Source organism: Paraburkholderia fungorum, from assembly GCF_902833645.1.
Taxonomy (GTDB): Bacteria; Pseudomonadota; Gammaproteobacteria; order Burkholderiales; family Burkholderiaceae; genus Paraburkholderia; species Paraburkholderia fungorum.
Genome location: NZ_CADFGE010000001.1, coordinates 1214577 through 1234883, shown reverse-complemented (window position 1 = coordinate 1234883; position 20307 = coordinate 1214577). Strand labels below are relative to the sequence as shown.

Annotated in this window: 19 protein-coding genes; 7 read left to right on the top strand and 12 right to left on the bottom strand. The window is 63.2% G+C overall.

The window, feature by feature from the left end:
• Nucleotides 1-72 precede the first annotated feature (72 nt).
• Together HWX91_RS05535 and ada are read right to left on the bottom strand one after the other, a co-directional pair.
• Entirely contained in the window at nucleotides 73-990 is a 918-nt protein-coding gene (locus tag HWX91_RS05535) for a DNA-3-methyladenine glycosylase family protein (RefSeq protein WP_028197635.1), read from the bottom strand.
• The gene (gene ada / locus HWX91_RS05530; protein WP_028197636.1) at nucleotides 987-2171 is read right to left on the bottom strand and encodes a bifunctional DNA-binding transcriptional regulator/O6-methylguanine-DNA methyltransferase Ada; all 1185 of its coding nucleotides are present in this window, start codon (nucleotides 2169-2171) and stop codon (nucleotides 987-989) included. The genes HWX91_RS05535 and ada overlap by 4 nt, the downstream gene beginning before the upstream one ends.
• A 397-nt stretch (nucleotides 2172-2568) precedes the next feature.
• Here ada and HWX91_RS05525 point away from each other — a divergent pair, with 397 nt between their 5' ends.
• The gene (locus HWX91_RS05525; RefSeq protein WP_028197637.1) at nucleotides 2569-2994 is read left to right on the top strand and encodes a VOC family protein; all 426 of its coding nucleotides are present in this window, start codon (nucleotides 2569-2571) and stop codon (nucleotides 2992-2994) included.
• Between the two features lie 123 nt (nucleotides 2995-3117).
• Here the strand turns inward: HWX91_RS05525 and HWX91_RS05520 are convergent, their stop codons facing one another.
• Together HWX91_RS05520 and HWX91_RS05515 are read right to left on the bottom strand one after the other, a co-directional pair.
• Complete coding sequence (locus HWX91_RS05520; protein ID WP_028197638.1) at nucleotides 3118-3672, bottom strand: YaeQ family protein; 555 nt, start codon at nucleotides 3670-3672, stop codon at nucleotides 3118-3120.
• Between the two features lie 157 nt (nucleotides 3673-3829).
• Nucleotides 3830-4810, bottom strand: a complete 981-nt coding sequence (locus HWX91_RS05515) for a LysR family transcriptional regulator (protein WP_028197639.1) — start codon at nucleotides 4808-4810, stop codon at nucleotides 3830-3832.
• A 190-nt stretch (nucleotides 4811-5000) separates the two neighbouring features.
• Here HWX91_RS05515 and HWX91_RS05510 point away from each other — a divergent pair, with 190 nt between their 5' ends.
• The 5 genes from HWX91_RS05510 to HWX91_RS05490 all read left to right on the top strand — a co-directional run bounded on the left by HWX91_RS05510 (nucleotide 5001) and on the right by HWX91_RS05490 (nucleotide 12169).
• Complete coding sequence (locus HWX91_RS05510; RefSeq protein ID WP_028197640.1) at nucleotides 5001-6458, top strand: aldehyde dehydrogenase family protein; 1458 nt, start codon at nucleotides 5001-5003, stop codon at nucleotides 6456-6458.
• A 185-nt stretch (nucleotides 6459-6643) separates the two neighbouring features.
• On the top strand, nucleotides 6644-7648 hold the full coding sequence (locus HWX91_RS05505) for an arabinose ABC transporter substrate-binding protein (RefSeq protein WP_028197641.1): 1005 nt from the start codon (nucleotides 6644-6646) through the stop codon (nucleotides 7646-7648).
• Nucleotides 7649-7751: 103 nt separating this feature from the next.
• Nucleotides 7752-9302 (top strand): L-arabinose ABC transporter ATP-binding protein AraG, encoded by a 1551-nt coding sequence (gene araG / locus HWX91_RS05500; RefSeq protein WP_028197642.1) that lies wholly within the window; start codon nucleotides 7752-7754, stop codon nucleotides 9300-9302.
• Between the two features lie 90 nt (nucleotides 9303-9392).
• Complete coding sequence (gene araH / locus HWX91_RS05495) at nucleotides 9393-10397, top strand: L-arabinose ABC transporter permease AraH (protein WP_028197643.1); 1005 nt, start codon at nucleotides 9393-9395, stop codon at nucleotides 10395-10397.
• A gap of 38 nt (nucleotides 10398-10435) precedes the next feature.
• Nucleotides 10436-12169 carry an IlvD/Edd family dehydratase gene (locus HWX91_RS05490; RefSeq protein WP_028197644.1) on the top strand — a complete coding sequence of 578 codons (1734 nt, stop codon included), beginning with the start codon at nucleotides 10436-10438 and terminating at the stop codon, nucleotides 12167-12169.
• Nucleotides 12170-12220: 51 nt separating this feature from the next.
• On the opposite strand, the gene HWX91_RS41045 is transcribed toward HWX91_RS05490, so the two are convergent.
• From HWX91_RS41045 to speG, 3 genes are all read right to left on the bottom strand, one after another.
• A complete protein-coding gene (locus tag HWX91_RS41045; RefSeq protein ID WP_255246800.1) occupies nucleotides 12221-12355 on the bottom strand; it encodes a hypothetical protein in 135 nt (44 codons plus the stop codon).
• 85 nt (nucleotides 12356-12440) lie between these two features.
• Nucleotides 12441-12779, bottom strand: coding sequence for a surface attachment protein Sap1 (gene sap1, locus HWX91_RS05485; RefSeq protein WP_028197645.1), 339 nt, complete (start codon nucleotides 12777-12779; stop codon nucleotides 12441-12443).
• A gap of 441 nt (nucleotides 12780-13220) precedes the next feature.
• Entirely contained in the window at nucleotides 13221-13763 is a 543-nt protein-coding gene (speG, locus tag HWX91_RS05480; RefSeq protein WP_028197646.1) for a spermidine N1-acetyltransferase, read from the bottom strand.
• A gap of 298 nt (nucleotides 13764-14061) precedes the next feature.
• On the opposite strand from speG, the gene HWX91_RS05475 reads away from it, so the two are divergent.
• On the top strand, nucleotides 14062-14241 hold the full coding sequence (locus HWX91_RS05475) for a hypothetical protein (RefSeq protein ID WP_028197647.1): 180 nt from the start codon (nucleotides 14062-14064) through the stop codon (nucleotides 14239-14241).
• A 141-nt stretch (nucleotides 14242-14382) separates the two neighbouring features.
• Here the strand turns inward: HWX91_RS05475 and HWX91_RS05470 are convergent, their stop codons facing one another.
• The 5 genes from HWX91_RS05470 to HWX91_RS05450 form a co-directional block, all read right to left on the bottom strand.
• Complete coding sequence (locus tag HWX91_RS05470; RefSeq protein WP_042275605.1) at nucleotides 14383-14853, bottom strand: HIT family protein; 471 nt, start codon at nucleotides 14851-14853, stop codon at nucleotides 14383-14385.
• Between the two features lie 128 nt (nucleotides 14854-14981).
• Nucleotides 14982-16091, bottom strand: a complete 1110-nt coding sequence (locus tag HWX91_RS05465; RefSeq protein ID WP_028197648.1) for a diguanylate cyclase — start codon at nucleotides 16089-16091, stop codon at nucleotides 14982-14984.
• Nucleotides 16092-16162: 71 nt separating this feature from the next.
• Complete coding sequence (gene cheB, locus HWX91_RS05460) at nucleotides 16163-17179, bottom strand: chemotaxis response regulator protein-glutamate methylesterase (protein WP_028197649.1); 1017 nt, start codon at nucleotides 17177-17179, stop codon at nucleotides 16163-16165.
• Nucleotides 17180-17196: 17 nt separating this feature from the next.
• Nucleotides 17197-19638: a hybrid sensor histidine kinase/response regulator gene (locus HWX91_RS05455; protein WP_028197650.1), complete on the bottom strand. Its 2442-nt coding sequence runs from the start codon at nucleotides 19636-19638 to the stop codon at nucleotides 17197-17199.
• A complete protein-coding gene (locus HWX91_RS05450) occupies nucleotides 19635-20306 on the bottom strand; it encodes a chemotaxis protein CheW (RefSeq protein ID WP_244143998.1) in 672 nt (223 codons plus the stop codon). The genes HWX91_RS05455 and HWX91_RS05450 overlap by 4 nt, the downstream gene beginning before the upstream one ends.
• Nucleotide 20307: the final 1 nt, after the last annotated feature.

The window sequence follows — 20307 nt, the reverse complement described above, 5'->3', positions numbered from 1 at the left end:
GCCCGGCCTAATTTCAGGACAAATGGCTTGCCCCGCAACCCACTCCCCTCATGCGCCAATGGCCGCACGACGTCAGCCGCCGCGCGCGGCCCCTGCCCGGTCCGCCACCTCGTTCCATAGATGCATCGCCGCATACGCGCGCCACGGCCGCCATGCGTCCGTGCGTGCGCGCTGCTGCGTGGGTCTCACGAGCGATGGGTCGCGGGCGCAGATCGATTGCATCAGCACCAGGTCCCACGCGGGCCACGCGTCGGCATCACGCCATGCGCGCATCGCCACATACTCCACCGTCCATGGGCCGATGCCAGGGAGTGCGAGTAGCGCCGCGCGCAGGCTGTCGGCGTCCGCGGCCTTGCTGTCGAGCGGCACGTCGCCCGTCGCCACGGCGTGTGCGAAGCCCTGCAAGGCTGCTACGCGTTTACCCGGCATGCCGATCTTTTCCAGATCCACTGCGGCGAGCGCGGCGGGTGTCGGAAAGCGCCACGCGGTGTGCTCATGCGGATGACCTTCGATGCGCTCGCCGGCACGCTGCACCAATCGTCCGATGATCGTAGTGGCCGCTTTCACGCTCACCTGCTGGCCGACGATCGCGCGCACCACCAGTTCGAAGCCCGACCACGCCCCCGGCACGCGCAAACCTGGCACGGCTTCGATCAACGGCGCGAGCCACGGGTCGGCGGCCAGTTCACGGCCGATTTTCCTGGGATCGGCGTGCAGGTCGAACATTCTCGCGATCGGCGTGGCGAGCGCGTCGGCGTGACGGCTCGCCGGGCCTTCGATGCTCGCGACGAGGCAGCGCTTGCGCGGATGCAGGCGTACGGTCAGCGTGCCGCTGTCGCCGGCCCAATCGATCGCGCGGCGATAGGCGCCGTCTTCGACCGCTTCGACGCCGGGCGTCGCGCGTCCACCGAAAAAGCGCAGCAGACGCGGCCAGTCGAAGGGTGGTTTGAAGGGCAATTCGAGTGTTGCAACGTCGTCAAGCGTGCTCACGCGGCGTGGTCCAGTTTAGCGGTGGCGGTAACGGCCGCAGGTTCGCGGCGCTCAGGTTTGTCCGGCGAAACGTCGCCGGCGTGCCGGGCTTCGTTGTCGAGCAGCGCGGCCTTGCGCGGCAGCCCCCACCGATACCCCGCGAGCGCTCCACCCTTTTGCACGACGCGATGACACGGAATCGCCAACGCGACCGGATTCGTCGCACACGCGCTCGCCACCGCGCGCACGGCGCGAGGTGAACCGACGGCTTCTGCGATCTGCGAATAGCTGCGCGTCTCGCCGTAGGGAATGCGGCGTAATGCGTCCCACACACGCTGCCGGAAGGCGGTGGCGGCAATATCCAGAGGCAGGTCGAAGTCCTGCCGCGTGCCGCGCAGATAGGCATCGATCTGTGCGATGAACGGTGCGAGCCGCGCCGCATCTTCGACCAACTGGGCGTTGGCGAATTCGCCGCGTAAATCGTCGGCGAGTATCGCGGCATCGTCGCCAAACCCGATCTTGCAAATACCTTTGTCGGTGGCAGCGACCAGCACGAAGCCGAGCGAGGTCGGTGCGCTGGCGTAACGCACGGTAAGCCCCGCACCCTTGCGGCGGAACGCGGACGGCGCCATGCCCAATTCCGCCGACGCGCTGTCGTACATGCGCGATGGCGAGCCGAAGCCGGCGTCGAGCGTGGCGCGGGTCACGTCCGAGCCGCTCTGCAGCGCATCGCGCAACGCGGCGCCGCGCTGCGCGGCCTGGTACTGACGCGGCGACACCCCCACCACGCGCTTGAACAGGCGCTGCAAGTGAAATGGGCTGACATGCACGGCGTCGCTCAATTGCGCGAGCGTGAGGCGCTGTTGCGGATCGGCGTCCAGCGCGGCGCACGCGCGATTGACGATCTCCAGCTCGCGCGGCAGGCCGCCGGGCTGGCAGCGCTTGCAATCGCGATAGCCCGCGGCGCGCGCGGTGTCGACGTCGGTGAAGAATGCGACATTTTCGCGGCGTGGCTGGCGCGATGCACATGACGGGCGGCAGAACACGCCCGTCGTTTTGACGGCGTAGAAGAACGCGCCGTCGGCCTGCGGCTCGCGGCGGGTGACGGCGTCCCAACGCTCGGCGTCGGTGGTCCAGTGGGTGTCGCGAATGGCGGTTTCGCTGCCGGTTTCGGTATGGAAAGTACGGTCGGTGCGGTTCATGATGGTCCCGAAAAAGCGCTGTCGATGCTCACCAATGTAGGCCGCATGCCAACACACTACGCTCCGGTTCTTGCTCTGTCATTGCGCTTCCTCGTAGGCTCCGGGCGCCCGCCAGGCGCTCGTTTCGCCCCAAACTGCGACAATTTGGCACGATATCGGGTTTTCCCTTAAAAAGTTATTGCGTCGCACCAACCCCATGTGTATATTAGTACCTGTCTCCTCCATGTCTCCTCCTGATATGGATTCAGCCCGCTCCACATAGAGCGGGCTTTTTTTCGTCTGATGTTTTCTGATCTGACCCTCGCGCACGGCTCATCGCCCGTTCTCGCTGCCCCCTGCTATCTCCTACACTGATGGCTGTTCACCCGTTCTGCGACCCGGCCAAGGGGCATTCGACATGAAAATCCATATCCGCGAGATCGATCACATCGTCATTCGGGCGTCGAATGTTCCGGAGATGACGCGTTTTTATTGCGAAGTGCTTGGTTGCAGCATCGAGAAGGAGCAGCCCGATCTGGGCCTGACGCAATTACGTGCGGGCCGTTCGCTGATCGATCTGTTAAAGGTTGGCGCGAAGCTCGATCATCCCGAGAATGGGGTGCCGGGCGCGGGGCGGAATATGGACCACGTGTGTTTGCGTGTCGAACCGTTCGACGCCGAAGCGCTTACGGCGCATCTGGCCGAACACGGCGCGCGGCCTGGCGAAGCGGCTTTGCGTTACGGCGCCGATGGGTTTGGTCAGTCGCTGTATCTATTCGACCCGGAAGGCAATATGGTCGAACTCAAAGGGCCGCCCGAAGCAGCACGTGCGACGTCTCTATGACGGGCGTAGCCGCCACGTTCCGGCCGGTGCGACCGACGGCTGTCAAACGATTCAGGCGTGCGCAGCCATAGACGAAGTTAGTGCGGCATGCGCGGTCGGCGGTAGCCAGCGCTTACCGCGTCATCAGACGTTGGCAGGCGCTTTCAACACCGTCCATTCGATCTTCACCGCATCGGCGTCGGCGCTGCCGAGCCACGCTTCGCCATCCTGCACCGTACATTGCAGACGCATGGTCCGTTCGGCGAGCGAGCCCAACGCGGCGGCAACGTCTTCGCCAAGCGTCCAGACCGTCACATTGCGCATGCGTTCGACCTTGCTGCGCACTCCTTGCCACCAGATGTCCGAGGTGCGGCCGCCATAAGCGATCACGATCACTTCGTTCGAGCGGCCGCTTGCCTTCGCAATGCGCCGTTCGTCCGGTTGGCCGACTTCGATCCAGGTTTCGATCGCGCCCGTCAGGTCTTTTTGCCAGAGGTCCGGTTCGTCGACATCCGACAAACCTTTACAGAATTCGAGCCGTTCCTGCGCGAATAGCGCAAATGCGGCGACGCGCACCATCATCCGTTCGTCGGTTTCGGAGGGATGACGGGCGATCGTCAGCGCATGGTCGGCGTAGTAGTGCCGGTCCATGTTGGCGATCTGGAGTTCTGCCTTGTAAATCGTCGATTTGAGAGCCATGCCGTTGCTAAACCAGGCGCTCGCCCCACCGGAGCCGGAGCGAACAGAAAAAGAATCGTCGACGGCGCGTTGCCGTGTTCGGTGTTTGGTGTACATCGCGTGTTCCTCCCGAGCCGAAAGCCGGCTGCATTTGCGACTATTGCAACGGGAGAAGCATTTATCGCGCCACTGCCGGTTCGAAGCTGCTGCCGTACACCTCGCCTGCGGCTTCCCGCAAGGCTTCGAGCACGATGGAGGCCGCCGGCGAAAGCAGGTGCGACTGGCGCGTGATGATACCGAATGTATCCATTCTGCACGGTAAATCGAGCGGTATACGCTTGAGAACACCGTACTGTTGGTACTGGCGCGCCACTTCGTCGGGTAAAACCGCCAACATGTCGCTTTGAAGCAATAAGCTCGAAATTGCCAGAAAATTGTTGGTATTGACTACGTTTTGGGGCGGATTCAGTCCAATCTGCGAAAACATCAGATCAAAGCGATGGCGCAGCACACTGCCCGGCGGGTGCAAAACCCAGCTCGCATTGACGATTCCGCGCAGTGTCAAACCTGTTTCATTTTCGAGAGGATGGCCGGGACGCGCCACCACACATAGCGGCTCGTCGGCGAGCGGTTCGTAGCGGATTTCCGCCTTGAGCTGATTTTGCCGCTCCAATACCCGGCCGATCATGATGTCCAGTTCGCCCTCGGCAAGTCTCGGCAGCATCACGTCCGAGGTTTCCACTTCCGCCCAGATCTGCAACTGGGGATAGCGTTCTTTCACGCTCGCGATGGCGCGCGGCACCATTGTCGCGGCGGCTGCGGCGATTACGCCGATCCGCACCTGGCCGGCCAGACCGGCGCGTAGTGCGGAGATTTCGTCATGCGCGTGGCTGAGATTCGAGAGCACCATGCGCGCGTGACGGATCATCACCTCGCCGTACAGCGTGGCGTGCATGCCGTGCGGCGTACGGTCGAACAGACTTACCTCCAGCATGTCCTCGAGCTCTTTCAGGAGCCGCGACGCGGCGGGCTGGGTCATGCCGAGCACGTCGGCGGCGCGCCGGACGTTGCCCTCCTCTTCCATTGCCGCAAGCAGCAGCAACTGCCGTGTCTTGAGGCGCGCCCGCACGAACCAGTTCGAGTAGCTACGAGTCGTCATGGCCTGTCTCCCTATGCGGCCTGAGGCCGTCTGTTGGACGATTTGCCGTCGTGAAGCCTCCATGATGCCATATCGAAATTGATATCGGGATGGCCGAAAAAGGGATTGGAAAGTTATTGGGACGGCTCATACCATTCGTGGACTTTGTGAGCGTCCTCACAAGTTTTCCTTAGGTAATGCCTTCCCGTCGATGAATCGCGATCCGCTCGTCCCGCTTGTTGCCAGTCCGTTCCGCCATTACATCAATGGCGGCTGGGAGACGGGCGCGACCACGGGCGTGTCGCTCAATCCGTCGGATCTTGACGAGCCGGTCGGTGAGTACGTGCGGGCCGACGCGAGGCAGACCGATACCGCGATCGAAGCAGCCAGCGCGGCGTTCCGCGAATGGTCGCTGGGTTCGGCACAGCGCCGCGCGGACGCGCTCGATGCGATCGGCAGCGAGATGCTGGCGCGCCGTGACGAACTGGGCCGGCTGCTCGCGCGCGAAGTCGGCCAGACGCTGCCGGAAGCGCTGGCCGAAGCCACGCGAGCCGGCCAGATCTTCAGGTTCTTCGCCGCCGAAGCCCTTCGCGTGTCCGCTGAATCAGGGGTATCGGCACGCACCGGTGTCGAAATCGACGTGACGCGTGAACCGCTTGGCGTGGTCGGCATCATCGCGCCGTGGAGCGCGCCGCTCGCGATTGCCGCCGCGAAGATCGGCGCCGCCCTCGCCTATGGCAATTGCGTGGTCTTCAAACCGGCCGAATCCGTGCCGGCTTGCGCGGCGGCGCTGGCATCGATCGTGAGCCGGGCCGGCTTGCCGGCCGGGGTATTCAACCTGGTGATGGGCAGCGGGCGGCAGGTCGGCGCGCGGATCGCCGCGCATCCGCTGGTGGCGGCGATCAGCTTTACCGGTTCGGCGGAAACCGGCACGCGTGTCCTACAGGTTGCAGCGGCGAGACAGGCGCGCGTGCAACTGGAAATGGGCGGCAAGAATCCGTTCGTGGTGCTCGCCGATGCCGATCTCGACGGCGCTGTCGACGCAGCGCTCAGCGGCGCCTACGGCTGCGCCGGCCAACGCAGCACAGCCGCGTCGCGGCTGATCGTCGAACGCGCGGTGTTCGAGCCGTTCGTCGACGCGTTGCAGACGAGGCTCGCAAAACTCAGCGTCGATCACGCACTGAAGCACGGTACGGATATCGGTCCGCTCGCCAACGCCGCGCAGTTGGAGCGCAATCTCGACTACGTGCGGATCGGTCAGCAGGAAGGCGCGGAATTGCTGTGCGGCGGCCGTCAACTCGAACGCGCTGAACGCACGACCCGAGGTTACTTTTTCGAACCGGCGCTGTTCGCCGGCGAACCGGAACACCGCATCGCGCGAGAAGAGCTTTTCGGCCCGCTTGCCGTGGTGCTGAACGCCGACGATTACGACCACGCCCTGCATCTCGCGAACGACACCGCCTACGGGTTATGCGCCGGCATCTGCACGCGCTCGCTGAGCCGCGCGCGGCATTTCCGCCGTCACGCGCAGTGCGGCCTCGTCACGATCAATCTGCCGACCACCGTCGTTGAGCATCACGCGCCTGGTGGGGGTCGCAAGGCGTCGGCCTACGGCGTCACCGATGCAGCGTTCTGGACGGCCGTGAAAACGGCCTACGTTGCGAGTTGATGGCCATGAGAGCAACTCGGACCACGGGTCAATCCATCTCTCGATGCACGACTTGCCGCACGGCGGCCACGGCCACGCATTGCGCGCTTCACCCGAACCCTTATCCACGTTCCGGCTGACGCCGCCGTGCACCCTCGCTGCAAATAAACGAAATCAATGCAGCTTTTCAACCTCAGGAGACAGGTATGACCAGCAAGCTTCGCCGTTTGACGCTATCCGCGATCGCCGCCGCGGCCCTCGCCGCACCCTTTGCCGCACAATTCTCCGCGCACGCCGATCAACCGCTCAAAGTCGGCTTCCTCGTGAAGATGCCGGAGCAGGCCTGGTTCATCAATGAACAGAAGGCTGCCACCGCGCTTGGTCAGAAGGACGGCTTCTCTGTGGTCAACATCGGCACGCCGGACGGCGAGAAAGTGCTCGCTGCCATCGACAATCTCGGCGCACAAGGCGCCAAAGGTTTCGTGATCTGCGCGCCCGACGTGCGGCTCGGACCGGCGATTCAGGCGCGTGCGAAGCGCTACAACATGAAGTTCGTCACCGTCGACGATCAACTGGTCGACTCCACCGGCAAGCCGCTGCCGAATGTGCCGCACCTGGGCATGTCGGCGTTCAAGATCGGCAATCAGGTCGGCACGGCGATCTCCGAAGAGATGAAGCGCCGCGGCTGGAAGCCGGAAGAGGTCGGCGCGCTGCGCATCACGAACTACGAACTGCCGACCGCCAAACTGCGCACCGACGGCGCGACGGAAACGTTGTTGGCCGGCGGCTTCAAGAAGGAAAACATCTTCGACGCGCCGCAGAAGACCACCGACGACGAAGGCGGTTTCAACGCATCGTCGCCGGTGCTCGCGCAGCATCCGAACATCAAGAAGTGGGTGATCTTCGCGCTCAATGAGGAAAGCGTGCTGGGCGGCGTTCGTGCGACCGAACAACTGCACATTCCGGCGGCCGATGTGATCGGCGTCGGCATCAACGGTGCGGGCGAAGCATTCGCCGAGTTCCAGAAGAAGGAACCGACGGGCTTCTACGGCACGATCGCCGTGAGCTCGACGATGCACGGCAAGGAGAGCACGGAAAACCTCGTCGAGTGGATCAAGGACGGCAAGCAGCCGCCGGCCGATACGCAAACCACCGGCAAGCTGATGGTGCGCAGCAACTGGCAGGACGTGCGTAAAGAACTCGGTATTTAACCTGTAGTCGAGTTTGCGCGAAGCGGGCTTCTTTTTCACGTCGACGCTAACACTGACGCGACAGCGGCCCGCGTAGCTGGTCCACCCCGCTAGAGGCTTTTCGATGACGGTTTCTCATATTGGCGAAACGGCGCTGCCCGCAGAGGCGCACTCACCTGCGCTTACGTCGGCTGACCCGTATCTGCGGCTCGACGGCATCACCGTGCGCTTTCCCGGCGTGCTCGCGCTCGACCAGGTGTCGCTCGACGTACGGCGCGGCGAAGTACACGGCTTGATGGGCGAAAACGGCGCCGGCAAATCGACGCTGCTCAAAGTGCTGTCCGGCGTGAATCAGCCGGCGGCGGGCAGCTTGTCGCTCGATGGCGTCGAGCAGCAGTTCGTCACCACGAAAGCGGCCATCGCGGCGGGCGTTGCGATCATCTACCAGGAACTGCATCTGGTGCCGGAGTTGACGGTGGCGGAAAACCTGATGCTCGGTGCGCTGCCCAACCGCTTCGGCGTGCTTGATGAAAAAGCGCTGCTTGCACGCGCAGTGCGCGAACTGGAACGACTCGGCGAAAAGATCGGCCCTGCGCAGCAGGTGAAAAATCTCTCGATCGGTCAGCGCCAGATGATCGAGATCGGTAAAGCGCTGATGCGCGATGCACGCGTGATCGCGTTCGACGAACCGACGAGTTCGTTGTCGTCGCGCGAAACCACGCAGCTGTTCCGGATTATTCGCGCATTGAAGGCTGAGGGCCGCGCGATTATCTACGTCACGCATCGGATGGACGAAGTCTACGAACTGTGCGATCGCGTGACGGTGTTTCGCGATGGCCGCCGCATCGATACGTTCGAAGCCGGCGCAGGACTCGATCGCGATCGCCTGATCAGTTGCATGGTGGGCCGCTCGATCGCCGACGTGTACGGCTATCGCTCACGCGAACTCGGCGGTGTGCAACTCGAGGTCAGGGAATTGATGGGACGTGGCCTGCGCGAACCGGCTTCGTTTAGCGCACGTAAAGGCGAAATCCTCGGGTTCTTCGGGCTGGTCGGTGCGGGACGTTCCGAGTTGATGAAGCTTATCTGCGGGGCCGTGAAACCGGAGGCCGGCGAGATTGCGCTCAAAGGCCGGCGCGTGCGCTTCGCCACGCCGCGCGATGCGGTGCGTGCGGGCGTCGCGCTGTGTCCGGAAGATCGCAAGCAGGAAGGCATCGTTTCGATTGCCTCGGTATCGGACAACCTCAATATCAGTTGCCGCCGCCACTTCAGCCGCTTCAACGTGCTCAACGGCCGCAAGGAAGCGCAAACCGCGAAAGAGTTTATCGGCAAGCTTTCGATCAAAACGCGTAACGGCGAAACACCGATTGGCACCCTCTCCGGCGGCAATCAGCAGAAGGTGATTCTGTCGCGTTGGCTCGCCGAAGAGATCGACGTGTTCCTGATGGACGAACCCACGCGCGGTATCGACGTCGGCGCGCGCAGCGAAATATACGGGCTGTTGTACGGACTCGCCGAGGCCGGCCGCACGGTCATCGTTGTGTCGAGCGATCTGGCCGAAGTGATCGGTGTGGCGGATCGCGTGATCGTGATGAAGGAAGGCTGCATCGTCGGCAACCTGCCGAAAGCGCAGGCCACACCCGATGCGCTGATCAAGCTCGCGCTGCCTCGTTAGGAACGCCACGCGTATCGGGCTACGGATGGCAACCCAAGGCAACCCAAGGCAACCGAACCGGATTGCGCCATTGAAAACGGAATAGACACTATGCACACACCCTCAACCGACTCCCCTACTCCAGCCGTCGCTTCGTCGGGCTTGAGCGCGCGCGCCGCACGCACCTGGGACCTGATCAACAAGTCCGGCATCGTGATGGTGTTCGTCATCCTGTTCGCGGTATTGTCGTTCACCGTGCCGGACTTTTTAAGCTCGCGAAACATCCAGGGGCTGCTGCTTTCCGTCACGCTGATCGGCTCGATCTCCGTGACGATGATGTTCGTGCTCGCGCTCGGCGAAGTGGATCTGTCGGTGGCGTCGATCGTTGCGTTTGCCGGCGTGGTGGCGTCCACCTTGATCACCGCGACCCATAGCGTGACGCTCGGTATCGCCGCCGGTGTGCTCGCGGGTGGCGCGGTCGGATTGGTCAACGGCGTGCTGGTCGCGCGCTACAAGATCAACTCGCTGATCGTCACGCTCGCGATGATGGAGGTCGTGCGCGGCCTCGCCTACATCACGTCGAACGGCGACGCGGTGATGATCTCGGAGGAGCGTTTCTTCGACCTCGGCGGCGGCGCGTTCCTCGGCATTTCGTATCCGATCTGGAGCAACATCGTCGGCTTCGTGCTGTTCGGTTTTCTCCTGAAGAAAACCGTGTTCGGCAAGAACGTGCTGGCCGTCGGCGGCAATAGCGAGGCGGCTCTGCTCGCGGGCTTGCCGGTCACCCGAATCAAGATCACAGTATTCGTATTGCAGGGCCTCGTAACGGGTTTTGCAGGCGTGATGCTGGCATCGCGCATGAGTCTCGGCGACCCGAAAACATCGGTCGGTCTCGAACTTGGCGTGATCTCCGCGTGCGTGCTCGGTGGCGTTTCGCTAACGGGCGGCGTCGCGACGATTTCCGGTGTGCTGGTCGGCGTGCTGATCATGGGCTCCGTGCAGGACGCCATGAGCCTGATGAATGTGCCGACCTTCTATCAATACCTGATTCGCGGCGGGATTCTGCTGCTCGCGGTGCTGTTCGATCAGTACCGCCGCAGCAAGCGCGTGCACTGACGCGCGCCCGCCCTACATGCTTGCCAACAGGAGATTTCATGGCTGATTCCAACCAGACTAAAAAGCCGCTGCGCAGCCAGGCGTGGTTTGGCCTCAAGGACCGCGACGGTTTTTTGCATCGTTCGTGGATGAAAAATCAGGGGATCCCACACGACGAATTCGACGGACGCCCAGTGATCGGCATCTGCAATACGTGGTCCGAACTGACGCCGTGCAACGCGCATTTTCGCGAGCTCGCCGAGTACGTGAAAAAAGGCGTGCACGAAGCCGGCGGTTTGCCGCTCGAGTTTCCGGTGATGTCGCTTGGCGAAACCAATTTGCGGCCTACCGCGATGCTGTTTCGCAATCTCGCTTCAATGGATGTCGAGGAGTCGATTCGCGGCAATCCGATGGACGGCGTGATTCTGCTGGTCGGCTGCGACAAGACCACGCCGGCTCTGTTGATGGGTGCGGCGTCGTGCAATCTGCCGGCGCTCGCCGTGTCGGGCGGGCCGATGCTCAACGGACGGTTTCGCGGCAAGAACATCGGCTCCGGAACGGGCGTCTGGCAGATGTCCGAGGAAGTGCGCGCCGGCACGATGACGCAGGAGGAATTCACCGAAGCCGAGTCGTGCATGAACCGCTCGCGCGGCCACTGCATGACGATGGGCACGGCGTCGACGATGGCCTCGATGGTCGAATCGCTCGGCATGGGCTTGCCGCACAACGCGGCGATTCCCGCGGTCGATGCGCGCCGGCAGGTGCTCGCGCATCTGGCGGGCCGGCGCATCGTCGATATGGTTCGCGAGGATCTGACGATGGACAAGATTCTCACGCGTCAGGCGTTCGAAAACGCGATCCGCACCAATGCCGCGATCGGCGGCTCAACCAACGCGGTGGTGCATCTGATCGCGCTGGCCAAGCGCATTGGCGTCGAGTTGTCGCTGGAGGACTGGGAGCTGGGTTCGGACGTGCCGTGCCTGGTGAATCTGCAACCGTCGGGCGAATACCTGATGGAAGACTTTTACTACGCGGGCGGTTTGCCGGCTGTGCTCAAGCAACTCGGCGAGCAAGGCCTGCTACATCGCGAAGCGCTGACGGTGAATGGCAAGACGATCTGGGACAACGTGCGCGGCGCGGCGAACTACGACGAGAAGGTCATCACGACCTTCGCCGAGCCGTTCAAGCCGAAGGCCGGCATTGCGGTGCTCAAGGGCAACCTGGCGCCGAACGGCGCGGTAATCAAGCCGTCGGCCGCGACGCCGCATCTGCTGAAACATCGTGGCCGCGCGGTGGTGTTCGAGAACATCGAGGAATTGCACGCGAAGATCGACGACGATTCGCTCGACATCGACGAGCATTGCGTGATGGTGCTCAAGGGGGCGGGGCCAAAGGGTTATCCGGGATTCGCGGAAGTCGGCAACATGCCGCTGCCGAAGAAGGTGCTGCAAAAAGGCATCACGGACATGGTGCGCATTTCCGACGGCCGCATGAGCGGCACGGCATATGGCTCGGTGGTGCTGCACGTGTCGCCTGAAGCGGCCGCGGGCGGTCCGCTCGCGTTCGTGCAAACCGGTGACATGATCGAACTCGACGTGCAGGCCCGCCGGCTTCATCTGGACATTACCGACGAAGAACTCGCGCGCCGCCGCGCCGCGTGGCAGCCGCCCGCGCCGCCCGCGCGCGGCTACTACAAGCTCTATGTCGAACACGTGCTGCAAGCGGATCAGGGGGCGGATCTCGACTTTCTGGTCGGGTCGAGCGGCGCGCCGGTGCCGCGCGATTCGCATTGAGCGCCGTTTGAACGGCTGAGCGTTTCTCCCTGCGCTTTGCGAGAAGGCGTATTACCGATGCGGATCGAAAGCCGCATCGGTTTTTTTCGGCGTCACATAAAAGCAAAGCGCAAAGAGCGCAAAGGCGAGCGGCAATAAAAAACAGCCGGGCATCACGCCCAGCCGTTTTTTAACTCGCAGGTTCACCCCCTCCGGTTTTTAAAGCCGGAGGGTTGGCGTTAATTGAAACCCCTTCAAGCTTTGGGGTTTCGACGCAGCGTTGGCGTTTAGCTTATTGTTTAATGAATCGATCGTTTGCCCACAGGCCCTGGGTATCGCTATTGGCGGCATTGACGAATTCGACATCATGGCCGACTACGCGAACCACCCGGAAATTCGAGTTTTCTGGCGTGGAAACACACTGATATCCGGAGAAGAATTCCTGCATCTTTTGCTGTTCACCGGCTTGCGCGTGGACATCGGCGGCGTCGAGCTTATCCTTCGACAGACAGCCGTACGCGTTGGCCTTGAACTGGATGGTTTGCTGTGGCTTGACCATTACGTCTTGCGCCTGAACAGAAGCGGCAGCCAATCCCGCAATGGCGAAAACAAGGGCGATTCGCGTTTTCATATTTTCCTCCGGTGCGGGTTGAATACTCAGGTTAGCTATGTATTTAACTTTAACGTCGAACCCGCACCTTGCACTTTAGGAGAACGCGAGAGAACGACAAGCACATCTTGTGTGCGGTCGCAACAGCGGCGAATTGTCGCACCACCTGTCGCACCTGCTTAAACCTTGGGCAGGCACTTAAATCGGGCGGATTGAAACGGATAACTAAAAGACGGGTGGGGCGCAGCGCTTTAGCCAGTAAAGCTTTGCGGTACGTATTGGCGTAAACGAGAGGCGCCAATTAAGCGAATTAATACAATCAGAGGGCGCACTTGGTGCATTGCACACAAAGTCATTCACCCGACTAATCAAAAAACACGAAATAACGGTGTACGTACAGAAGATAAACGGTGCCAGGTGCGTTATGCGTTGCCGCATGACGCACGTGGCTGCATGGGGAGCTTACTCGTCGTGCTGACCGGTCTTGAAGAACTCAGACTGGAACATGCACATGCGTAATGCATTGTGATAGCGGCCGTTACCGAAAAATTCCTCGATTAACTCGGCCTCGTGCCTGAAACCGCACTTTTCATAAACGTGGATGGCAGCGGTATTCGACTTGTCGACGATCAGGTAGACCTTGCGCAGGTTCAGCACCGAAAACGCGTAGTCGATCGCGAGCTGGGTGGCGACAGTGGCATAGCCGCGTCCTTGCGCATGGGGCGCGATGATGATCTGAAATTCTCCGCGCCGATGGATGTAGTCGAGCTCGATCAGTTCGACTACGCCAACGGTTTGACCTTCGTTGTCGATCGCCACGAAGCGGCGCTCGCGCAGATCGTGCACGTGCTGGTCATACAACTGGGTCAACTCGGAGAACGTTTCATACGGTTCCTCGAACCAGTAACGCATGATTTTTGCGTTGTTGTTCACTTCGTGAACGAAGCGCAGATCGGTGCGCTCGAGCGGCCGCAGGGTGAGTTCGCTGCTGCGTTCGATAGTCATTGGATTCCCCTTGAGAATTATTGGTGAATTATTGGGTTGTGCGCGCAAGCCCAAGGTGAGAGCCGGGCTCGCGTTTCCTGTTAGTCAGGGCTCGGTGCGGGGAGTTCTTACAAGGCCTGACGCTTGCGCAAGCCGTTCTCGTAAGGCGCGAGGTGCCGCGCGGGTTCGGCGAGGGTGGGGCGGCGCGTTGTCGCAGGCCACTTTTTCGCGCGTTATCGCAAATTTGTGAGGGGCCTGGCACCGTATGGGCACATGCGGTGCTCTACAATGAAATCAGGCTCTTGCGACGGAGGCTACCGTGATCGAGCACTTGATATTAGGCGCCTTTCTGGTCATCCCGCTACTTATCGTCGCGTTTCTTTTCTCCGACGAATTGTGGCAGGAGCATCGGCATTTGCACGACATGCAGCCCATGCCCGCGAAACCGCGGCGTATCGACTGGCGGCATCCGCTGCGGCGCGCGCGGCATCGGCTTTGAGCGATTGGACCCGCAAATAAAAAAGCCTGCCGTTTCGGGCAGGCTGAAAAGAGATCCACACTCAATTGCCCTGTGGGTACAAGGCAGACTCCAGTCTAGCCGCACCGTGCGTGCGGCTGGTTTCACGAGCCATTACACATATTACGGGGCATGACCAGTTCGGTCGTCCGGGCCGCCGGTGGCGTCGGCTGGTGCGCGCCAATGGTTGCGAATGCGCATGGCCAAGGCTTCGAGCGTGGCCGCGTCGGCAACTTCGCGCGCATGCATGCGCAGCGGCTGTCCTTCCCAGCGCGGGATCACGTGAAAATGAACGTGCGGCACCGTTTGTCCTGCTGCGGCGCCGTTGAACTGTCCGATGGATACGCCGTCAGGGCGCAAGGCCGCGCGCACCGCGATGGCGAGCTTCTGCGCCATGCGCATACAGGCTACCGTCGAGGCGTCCGACAAGTCGAAAATCTCAACCGCCGCTTCCTTCGGCACGACCAGCATGTGGCCGTCGGCTTGCGGCATCAAGTCCATGAACGCCAGCGCGGCGTCGCTTTCCGCCACCTTGATGCAGGGGAGTTCGCCGCGCAGAATCTTCGCGAAGGGGTTGCTGTCGTCGTAGCTCATCACGCGTCCTTTTGGTTGCCGTAGGGTTCAAGCATGGGATGCAGTCGACGATATTGTCCACTACCTCTGTTACAGCACGCCGAATCCGTCTCTGTCCCCGTTCTTGGGCCGCTGGCGCCAGCCGGCAATCAGCGAGTCACCGCGACCTGATTCTTCCCGTCCCGCTTCGCCCGGTACAGCCCGACGTCGGCGGCTTCGATCAGCGTCGTCACCGGTTCGGCGGCGGACGGCACGATGGCCGCCGCGCCGACGCTGATCGTCACGACGCCGCTCGCGGACCCGGCATGCGCAATGCCGAGCCCTTCGATGGCCAAGCGAATTTTCTCGGCGAGCAGCCGCAAGCCACCCGACGACGCGCCCGGCAACACCACCGCAAACTCTTCACCGCCGAAGCGCGCCGCGAGATCGGGCGCGCGTCCAAGGCATGACTCGATGGTTTGCGCGACGCGTTTGAGCACTTCGTCGCCGGCGACGTGCCCATAGGTATCGTTGTAGGCCTTGAAGTTATCCACATCGATCATCAGGAAACCGAGGCCGGTTTTGTCGCGCGTGCCGCGACGCCACTCGGCGGTCAGGTACTCATCGAGGTAACGGCGATTCGACAAACCCGTCAAGCCGTCCGAATGTGTGAGCCGCTGCAGTTCCAGATTGGTCGCGAGCAACTGCTGTTGCGACTGGCGCAGCGCCCGATAGGCTTCGTCGCGCTGCAGCAGGTTCAGATACGAGCGCGAGTGATAGCGAATCCGCGCGATCAGCTCGATGCGATCCGGCAACTTCACCAGATAGTCGTTGGCGCCCGCTGCGAAGGCGGCGCTTTTCACCAGCGGCTCCTCTTTGGTCGACAGCACGATGATCGGAATATCGCGCGTGGCCGGATTTTGCCGGTACTGCCGCACGAGCGTGAGGCCGTCGGTGCCGGGCATGACGAGGTCTTGCAGGATCACCGTCGCGCGGGTTTCCTCCGCGCAGCGCAGCGCATCTTCAGGCGACGCGCAGTAGTGAAAATCGACGCTTCCTTCGTCAGCCAGCGCCTGGCGGACCGCCTCGGCGATGATCGCCTGATCGTCGACCAGCAGCACCATGATCGGGCATTCGGCGGCAGACGGGCTATCGAGGATGCGGGCTAACGCGTCGTCGATGGCGCTGTTGGGCGCGTCCATCGCGTACGCCTGCGCGTTCGCGTCGTGTTCTGCGGCGTCCGGCGCGGTAGCGTTCTGATACGGTTTGGAAGTGTCCATGTTGGTCAGCCAGAATGAGTGTCAGTGAGTCTTAGCGAGCTAGTCTGTGGCTAGTGCGTGCCTGCCCTGCCTTAGCCCGCGCCGATGGCGGCGGCTAGCGCCGCGGCGATACGGGGCAGGGGCAGGATCGCGGCGGCGGCATCGAGTGCCGCGGCCGCCTTTGGCATGCCGTATACGGCGCAGGTCGCCTCGTCCTGCGCAATCGTGTGGTAGCCCTTGGTGCGCATCGCCTTGAGCCCGATCGCGCCGTCGCGGCCCATGCCAGTCAGCAGGACGCCAATCGCGCGCGCCGGCCAGCGGGCCACCACGCTATGAAAGAACACGTCGACGGAAGGCCGGTAGGGCGTTTCGGCCGGCACGTTCGTATAGCCGAGCACGCTGGGCAATTTCAGGTGCAGATGATCGTCGGTGGCGGCGAGCAGCGCGACGCCGGCTTGCGGCCGGTCGCCTTCGTTCGCGATCCGCACCGGCAGGGCCGACTGCTGGTTCAGCCAGTCGGCCATACCGGCGGCGAACGCCGCGTCGACGTGCTGGACGATCACGATGGCCGCCGGGAAATCCTTCGGCAAACCGCCGAGCAGGGTGGCGAGCGCCGCCGGGCCGCCCGCCGAGGCGCCGATTGCGACCAGCGGCGTGTCGCGATTGGTCACGCTTTTCGTATCCGCCGCAGCGGCAGTGCCAGGCGCGTTGCGTTCCGCGACCAGCGCGGCGATGCGGTCGATCTTCGCGATCAGGGTGGCGATGCTCCTGTGCGCGTCCGGGCCGCTCAGCGAGGGCGTGTCCACGGCGTCGAGCGCGCCCGCGCCCATTGCTTCATAGACGCGCCACGCGTTCGCGCCTACGTCGACGGTTACGATCAGGATCGCGCACGGCGCCTTCGCCATAATCCGGCGCGTGGCCTCGATCCCGTCGACGTTCGGCATCACGAGATCCATCAGCACGATGTCGGGCCGCTGTGCGGCGCAGAAATCGACGGCCTGCTGGCCGTCCTGCGCGACCCACAGCACCTCGTAGTCGTGGCGTGCGGCCAGTGCGCGGCGCAGCGCTTCGACGGCAAGGGGCAGGTCATTGACGATTCCGATTTTCATCCGTTTTACCCGTGGGTTTAACCGTAAGCTTCGCCGATCAGATCGCGCACTGCGTCGAGCAATGCTTCGTCGTGGAAGCTGCCTTTCGCGAGATAGTAATCCGCGCCCGCGTTCAGGCCGGCGCGGCGGTCCTCTTCACGATCCTTGTACGACACGATCATCACCGGCAGGGCCTGCAGGTGCGGGTCGCGCTTGATGAGCGTGACGAGTTCGATGCCGTCCATTCTCGGCATGTCGATATCGGTAATCACAAGGTCGAAGCGCTCGCTGCGCACCGCGTTCCAGCCGTCCATGCCGTCGACGGCGATCGTCACGTCGTAGCCGCGTGTGGCGAGCAGTTTGCGTTCGAGTTCGCGCACGGTGAGCGAATCGTCGACCACCAGCACGCGCCGGGTGACGCGCCGGGCGGCGAGGGCGGCGCCGTGCTGCGTGTGTTTCAGATCGCCGCCCGCCACGAGTTTCTCGACCGAGCGCAGCCAGTCGTCGACATCCGCGATCAGCACCGGGTCGCCGTTCTCCATCAACGCGCCGGCGGTGATGTTCCTGATCTTGCCGAGACGTGGATCGAGCGGCTGCACGACCAGCATCCGTTCGCCGAGAAAACGGTCGACCACCACGCCGTAGGTTTTCTCGCCGTCGCCGATCACGATCAGGCTGACGGGTTCGGCTTCGTTGACGGGTGGCGCCGTATCGAGAATCTGATGCGCGGTGACGACGCCGATGCGGCGGCCGTCGAAGGCAATGTGCTGATGGCCTTCGAGCAGTTCGATCTCCGTGCGGCTCACGTGCAGCGTGCGGTTGACATGCGCGAGCGGCACGGCGTACGGCTCGCCCGCGACTTCGACGAGCAGGCTGCGGATCACCGAAAGCGTCAGCGGCAACTGCAACTGCACGCGCGTGCCGAGGCCGGGTTCGTGCGTGATGCGCACCGTGCCGCGCACGCGCTTGACGACGTCGTACACCGCATCGAGTCCGACGCCACGGCCCGAGACCTCGGTGACCTGGTCGCGCAACGAAAAGCCGGGCAGGAAGAGGAATTCGAGTAGTTCGGCTTCGGACAGGCGCGCGGCGGTGTCGGCGCTCGCCAGTTTTTTGCGCACGATCGAGGCTCGCAAGGCCTCGAGGTCGATGCCCGCACCGTCGTCGGTGACGGTGATGAGCAGCGAGCCGGCGGTATGGCGCGCGTCGAGCGTGAGCGTGCCTTCTTCGGACTTGCCGCGCGCGAGACGAATTGCCGGTGTTTCGATACCGTGGTCGATCGCGTTGCGCAGCAGGTGGCCGAGCGGCGCTTCGAGGAGATCGAGGATGTCGCGATCCACCTGAGTCGATTCGCCCACCAGTTGCCAGCGCACCTTCTTGCCAAGCGAGCGCGCGACGTCGCGCACCATGCGCGCCAGACCGCCGGTGCCGTCGCCGAAAGGGCGCATCCGGCATTGCAGCGCGGCATCGTAAAGCTGTTGCGACAGATGCGTCGAGCGGCGGTCGAAGCTCTCCAGATCGGCCAGGCGCTCGGCGAGCAGATGCTGCGATTCTGCGGTGAGGCGGCGCAATTCTTCGAGCGTGGCGTGTGTGCGCGGATCGAGCTTCAGATCGGCAAGTGCTTCGTGCAACTGATCCAGCGCACGCGAGCCGTCACGTTGGACACGCTTGACGCGCAGCATCGATTGCGCGAAGGGTTTGAGCCAGCGCGATTCGACCAGCGATTCGCCGGATAGCGAGAGGAGCCGGTCGAGGTTGTCGGCGCGTACGCGCAGCATGCGGCCGGGGTCGGTCGTCAGGCGGCTTGTTCCGGCTGAACCGAAGGCGCTTGAGGCAGGCGCGCTGGTGGAATCGGCCGCCCACGGATTAGCTGTCGTGCCGGCTGACGTGGCCGGTGTTGGTGTGGCTTCGGCGCGCAGAGCGCTGGCGAGCAGATTGAAGGCGGCGTCTGCGTCATGGGCCGCGTCGGTAGATGCGGCTTGCGGTTCCGTGGCCGCGCCGGACATAGATCCGGCGACGCGAGCAGGATTCGCGGTTGGCGCAGCAGCGGCCTGCGGCAGCCCTTCCCGCCGCATCGCCGCGCCGTGCGGCACGATACCGGCCATACGCGCTTGCAACGACGCGACGCACGCACTCACCGCGTCACGTGCCGATTCATCCTCGTCATTGCCGATGCGCGCAACGATATCGACACCGCGCAGTAACTCATCGATCCATGCGGCATCGAGTAACGCGCGCCCTTCCTGCGCCGCGACGAAGCAATCCTCCATCGCGTGCGCAAGTTCGACGCCCACCTGCACGCCGACGATACGCGCCGCGCCCTTCAGCGAATGCGCCGCGCGCATGCAGGCCTCGAGCGCGGCGGCATCGCGCGGCGCGCGTTCGAGGGCAAGCAGGCCGTCGTTGAGCACGCGCGCCTGGGTCCGCGCTTCCTCGCGGAAGAGATCGATCAGCGACGGGCGGCGCGGGTCGTCCGTCATCCGAGACTCCGGTTCAAGGTATCGAACAGCGCATCGGCGTCGAGCAGGCCGACCGTCATGCCGCGCCACGGGGCCACGGCGCGCGTATGCGCGGCGGCCGCTTGCGAGAGCGTCGCGGGCGGCGGGCAAAAGGTGGCAACCGCGATCCGATGCACGCCGTCGACCTGGTCGACGGGAAATACCGCATGCTCTTCGGCGCGCGAGACCACCAGCAAACGCGGCAGACCGTGGCGCGCCTGATCGTCGCCTGCTGTGGTGTCGGTTTCGAAGCCGAGCAGATGCGCGAGCGACAGACACACCAGCAAGTCGCCCTGAACATTCACCACACCTAGCACTGCGCGATGCTGCCGGTGCGGCAAGGTATGAATTGGCCGCGTCTGCACGATACGCTTGAAGATCGGCGTAGGCAGCGCGAGCCATTCGCGGCCGATCCGGAAGATGAGGAACGACTCAGTCGCGCCCTGCGGGTTGTGTTGCTGCCGTTGCTGATGCGGTGAGGTCCGCGCGTCATGTAGCGAGAGATCCACAAGGGGAATCGGACGCTCCAGCAATTTGGCCGCGGCCGCTTCGAACACGGGGCAATTCAGACAACGCACGTACTCGGTCAGCCGCTCGCACGACGAATCGCCGCGCACGCCAATGCGATTCCAGCAATCGTCGAAGGTCACG